General features: G+C 40.1%; 5 protein-coding genes. All 5 read right to left on the bottom strand.

Annotation, left to right across the window (positions count from 1 at the left end; all coding sequences use genetic code 11):
* Positions 1–495: 495 nt before the first annotated feature.
* Complete coding sequence (locus IEX12_RS22780) at positions 496–894, bottom strand: DoxX family protein (protein ID WP_088051427.1); 399 nt, start codon at positions 892–894, stop codon at positions 496–498.
* A gap of 506 nt (positions 895–1,400) precedes the next feature.
* On the bottom strand, positions 1,401–2,114 hold the full coding sequence (locus IEX12_RS22775) for an alpha/beta fold hydrolase (RefSeq protein ID WP_188725964.1): 714 nt from the start codon (positions 2,112–2,114) through the stop codon (positions 1,401–1,403).
* 404 nt (positions 2,115–2,518) lie between these two features.
* A complete protein-coding gene (locus tag IEX12_RS22770; protein ID WP_088051429.1) occupies positions 2,519–3,952 on the bottom strand; it encodes an MDR family MFS transporter in 1,434 nt (477 codons plus the stop codon).
* A gap of 298 nt (positions 3,953–4,250) precedes the next feature.
* Entirely contained in the window at positions 4,251–4,559 is a 309-nt protein-coding gene (locus IEX12_RS22765) for a HepT-like ribonuclease domain-containing protein (RefSeq protein ID WP_286171349.1), read from the bottom strand.
* A gap of 26 nt (positions 4,560–4,585) precedes the next feature.
* Positions 4,586–4,891: a nucleotidyltransferase family protein gene (locus IEX12_RS22760; protein WP_188725963.1), complete on the bottom strand. Its 306-nt coding sequence runs from the start codon at positions 4,889–4,891 to the stop codon at positions 4,586–4,588.
* Positions 4,892–5,038 lie beyond the last annotated feature (147 nt).

Genomic DNA, 5,038 nt, shown 5'->3' with positions numbered 1-5,038 from the left:
GCACCAATGGCGTATGAAAAAATGTATCTAAGGTAAGATAGCTTTATAGAAAAACGTACTAGCCTCTCTGTTAAAAGAAGGGGCGTTCTTTCCCCTTCTTTTAACAGAGAGGGAAGCAAGCGGAGCGCGGTAGGAATTTAAAAAATTCACCATTTCTAGTGTCCAATTTCTTGACATAGATCCAAAATACATCTAAAAATAGTTTTTTCATGTCCTCGAAATCGCATTTTTTTAAAATACTTACCTCCATCTAGTTAAACCTCCTACATCATGATTCATAAATTATGTATCGTTAATTTTCTGTTTTCTTTACACAATAGCAAAGGCACTTTTTGAACTTGTTCCTCTAAAACGCCCTTTTATTGAAGAATTATTTATTTTAGATGGCATTGTAGAACCAAATAAAGTGAAACTTCAATCAGTGGGGGGTTTTTTTCATCCCCACTGATTGTTAGTTTAACAGAATCGGACCTTTACGGGCAGTTGATCCCCCACTTACTTTTCTCGTCTATTCTCGAAAACTTGAAGTGGGGGTCTTACTGCCCGTTTAGGCGGGATAAAATTAAGCGTATTTAAACCGAACAATTTTAATGCCTTTTTTGAGCCATTCACGCCATGTCCGGCTTCAAGGTGTTTAAAAATGGCACCGCCAAGAACAATATTGATCATCAGCGCACCAATTCTCGCAAATTTTTTCCCTGATTTGGATATTATTGATATAAATAAAAATATGGAACCGATCAATTCAAGAAAGCCTGCAAACTTCATTGCCCTTCTGGATAATTTAAAGCCTTCTTTAAATTGCATTGCAGCCTGGTCATCATCTTGCACCTTTGGCAAGCTGCTTTGAAAAAGGGTTTTTGCGACATAACCATTGGAAAAATGTTGTAGCATGTCTATTCACTCCTGAGTCTAATGTGTATTTTCCAAACGTTTTTCCACGTTTAATGATAGTGATAAAAAACATTAACATCGTATATCATATCAAAATCATCTGCAACATCCAAAGGCATTGCTTGCAAAGTCAACTCCTAAAATAAACGTTTTCTCTTCGGACTTACACAACCCAGCAAATATAATGTGGAATAGACACCCATAGTTAAACCGACTAATACCACGATTGTTATCACCCAAATAAGCATCTCCAAATTACTCATCTCCGCAATCCATAAACTTAAACAATCCGGCCCTTATATGCTATGTTGGCGCGATTCTTATTCGTAATCGCACCCGATGGGTAACAATGTAGAATTAGTGGTGTTTGCTTCACCGCCTTTTTTAACATCTTCTTCCTTAACTTTTATATGATATGTGGTAGCAAGTCCATATCCTCCACTTGCCCGCCTCCTGCTGCAAAAGGAGATTTGAAGCAATCCCATAATTACCATCTTACAAGGGATTCAATCAGAAATGATATTCTGGACAACATCGCCTAACGCCGCGGCTAGCTCCTTCGGGCGTGACAACATTGGCCAGTGGTGTGTCGGCAGATCAACATAGGTAACATCATTCAACTCTTCGGGGCCACTTAGCCACCCTTTTTCGATAAAAGACTTGATCTCATCAGATGTGTGCGCTGTGCAAATAATGGTGCTCGGCACATCAAGTCGCCTGTCATTGGTCAAAACAGGTGCCTCACGTACAGCACCACCCGGCTCGGGAACAGCTCGTTGTCTTAATAGATTACGGTGTTCATCGCTCATTCCATTGATGTCGGCCTCATCAAGGTTTTTCCACGAAGGAAACGGCATCTCAACGCCATCGAATTCCGGATTCATTGCATCCTTCTCGGGGAAGCTATCAACATACACCATGGCAGCGATTTGTTCAGGCATGCGGTCACTCACAGCGTAACCTGTGGCTCCAGTAGCACTGTGTACGGCGAGCACAACAGGCTCCCCAGCTACTTTTACGGCATCACATATGGCATCGACGTGGTCAGAAAAATTAATTGCAGAACGATCGGTATCATTTGATTCCAAACCTGGCAGCGTCAAAGCTCTGACATTGTAACCATCCGCTCGGAGGACATCTGTAACATCATTCCATGCCCATGCCCCTAGCCAGAATCCGGGAACCAAAATGATCGGTGTATCTGATTTTTGTTTGTTCATGAATATTTCTCCTTTGTTATAAAATCAAAGAACCAATCCTTGTGTAAAATCATATAAATGCCGTGGGGCACAGTAGATTATACAGCTTGTACCCTGACAACCTCTGTCAGAAAAATTCATTTTCCTCAAAAAGTCCCTCCTCTACTTCTTTTGTCTCAATATATAGTCTTCTGTATTCTTTATTTCGACACAATAATAAAGATCCCTTTTTTAAAGGGGAGATTAGTCGTTAAATTGTTCCTTTTATTACTGTTTAAACATATATATTAATTAAAAAGGCTCCATTTTGAAAAAAGATTGAATCAAAATGGAGCCCCCGCTCAGTATATCCAAATTTCTACTTTAATCTTCAACTTTCTGCCTGATACAGCTAAGAATTCCTTCTTGAAAAAATCGAGTAAAATTTAACTTCTTACCGATTTGTTTGCACCCACTAATTTCTCTGCTTCCTCTGGAGGGTAGGTTTTCTTTATAAAAAAGGCCAAAATGACACCAACAACGGAAAGCACGGTGATCACTATAAAGGCAACATTCACGCCATGAATCATCGGGGTTAAGATCGTTGGGTCCTGCTTCGCCTCCTCTCCCGTTGTGGTCATGACAGTCACAAGAATCGCCGTTCCAATCGAAGCAGAGACCTGGCGCATGGTATTATTCATCGCTGTCCCATGCGCGATTAACCGTTTAGGTAATTGATTCAACCCAGCCGTTGTCACCGGCATCATCACCATCGACAATCCAAACATCCGAATAGCATAATAGATGGTGAGATAAGTAAACGAAGTTGAAGTCGTCAGGTTTGCAAATGGCAATGTCGTGAGAGTCATGATGATTAATCCCGTAATCGCCATCCACTTGGCGCCAATTTTATCGAAAATACGCCCCGTGATCGGTGACATCAAACCCATGACGAGTGCCCCGGGTAAAATGGCCAATCCGGATTCCATCGCTGTGAAGTCCCGCATATTTTGCATATAAAGCGGGATCAAAGTTTCGATTCCAATGAGACCCATAAATGCGAGCATTCCAATGCCGGTCGTCAATGTGAAAATAAAATATTTAAATACCCTGAATTCCAGCATCGGATGGGCAAGTCGCAGCTGCCGCACAATAAACAGAACCAAAGCAATCACACCTATTGTTAAGGTGAGTATGGTTGTCAAATTTCCCCAGCCGAAATTTCCTGCACAGGTGAAGCCATAAAGCAATCCTCCAAAACCAAACGAGGATAGAATAATAGATAAGATATCGACTTTCGGACGGGTCAGCTCTGTAACATTTTGCATGACACGCGTAGCAATGCCAATAAGCAAAAGGGCAATAGGCAAAATGACAAAGAACATGACACGCCAGGAATAAGCACTGATCAGCCAACCGGACAGGGCCGGCCCGATAGCCGGAGCAAACTGGATAACTAGGCCAACCAGCCCCATCGCAGCGCCTCGCTTATGAATTGGATAAATTAATAAAAAGACCGTTTGCATCAGTGGCATCATAATCCCGGCACCGGCTGACTGTACAATTCGTCCAAATAAAAGAACACCGAAGTTCGGCGCAACTCCGGCAATTAATGTTCCAAAGGCAAAAATGCTCATTGCTGAAATAAAGAGCTGCCGTGTTGTAAAGCGTTCAATTAAGAATGCTGTAACGGGAATCATCACACCATTGACAAGCATAAAAACGGTTGTTAACCACTGGCCTGTATTTGCAGTAATATGCATTTCTTTCATAATCGGAGGGATTGCTGTTATCATCGTCGTCTGATTTAAGATTGAAATAAATGCCCCCGCCAATAGCAAGGCGACAATTGTCTTTCTGTTATAAGTTTGGGATGTCACTCATACCCACCTCTTCTATCTGTAAAAAAAGATAGTTTTATTATGACAAGTACCTATCATAACCTGTTTCCCAGCCATTTGAAAAGTAAGAAGCATCATCCCCCACTTTTTTTAATGAGCTGGGTGCTTATGTCCTGATCACTACATTAAACCCTGAACAATGCCTATTTGGCAAGTCCAGGGTTCTTTCTTGTAGCTATAAAAAAGATTTGATCATTTCTTCGGTATTTTCCCTGTTGAAGGTACAATACCTTTGCTTTTGATTGACCTTTTCTTTTAAGCCAGTAATGTTGAAAAGTTAATCAATTTCTTTTAAAAGTTGCTCTACTTGTTGTCTAAGTGTAGGAATTTTGTTTTGCACTACATCCCAAACAATCCGATAATTAATGGAAAAATAACCATGAATCATCATATCTCTCATTCCAGCCATCTTTCTCCACTCAACTTGAGGATTCATTTTTCGGATTTCTACTGGAATATTTTTGGTCGCTTCTCCGATAACCAAAATATTCTTAATGACCGCATCGAAAACTAAATCATTATCTAGGAAATAGTCATAGGTTACTCCTCTAGTAAATTTCTCTACTTTAACTGCAGCGGATAAAATATCTTCTAAAAAGACTCTAGGCTCCCCTAGGCTCCCTTTGCATATATAGCCCCTCTTAAAATACTGGGTTTTAAAGCGGGGTTAATATCATCCAATATGACTAAATCAACCGGCTTCTGAAAATGATCCTCAAGGTTGAATTTTAAGTCCATGTAATTATCAAAAGACAAGTCTGTATCATTAAATTCTACTATCACATCAATGTCGCTGGATTCTTTTTGCTCTTCGCGGCTGTACGAACCAAACAAGCCAATACGCTTAACACCATATTTTTCTTTCCATATATTCAATTTTTTTGACAATTCATCAAGGATTTCCTGTTGAGATAACATATCATCACCGTCATTTCCCGATACATATTTATTTTCATTATAACATTACCATCACTAGCGTTGCATAAATATATTTATAATTTTCTGCAAATGTCATTCCTGTGATTTTTGTCAAAAAGTCAAAGTCCAATCAAAGATGGCTCCGTC

This window comes from Lentibacillus populi, from assembly GCA_014642895.1.
GTDB classification, from domain to species: Bacteria; Bacillota; Bacilli; order Bacillales; family Amphibacillaceae; genus Lentibacillus_C; species Lentibacillus_C populi.
The sequence above is the reverse complement of the archived record's forward strand: the minus strand, read 5'-3'. Positions and strand labels throughout refer to the sequence as shown.

Coding starts and splice junctions, on each gene's coding strand:
- IEX12_RS22780 (WP_088051427.1), bottom strand. CDS start 894: ATGCTACAACATTTTTCCAATGGTTATGTCGCAAAAACCCTTTTTCAA.
- IEX12_RS22775 (WP_188725964.1), bottom strand. CDS start 2,114: ATGAACAAACAAAAATCAGATACACCGATCATTTTGGTTCCCGGATTC.
- IEX12_RS22760 (WP_188725963.1), bottom strand. CDS start 4,891: ATGTTATCTCAACAGGAAATCCTTGATGAATTGTCAAAAAAATTGAAT.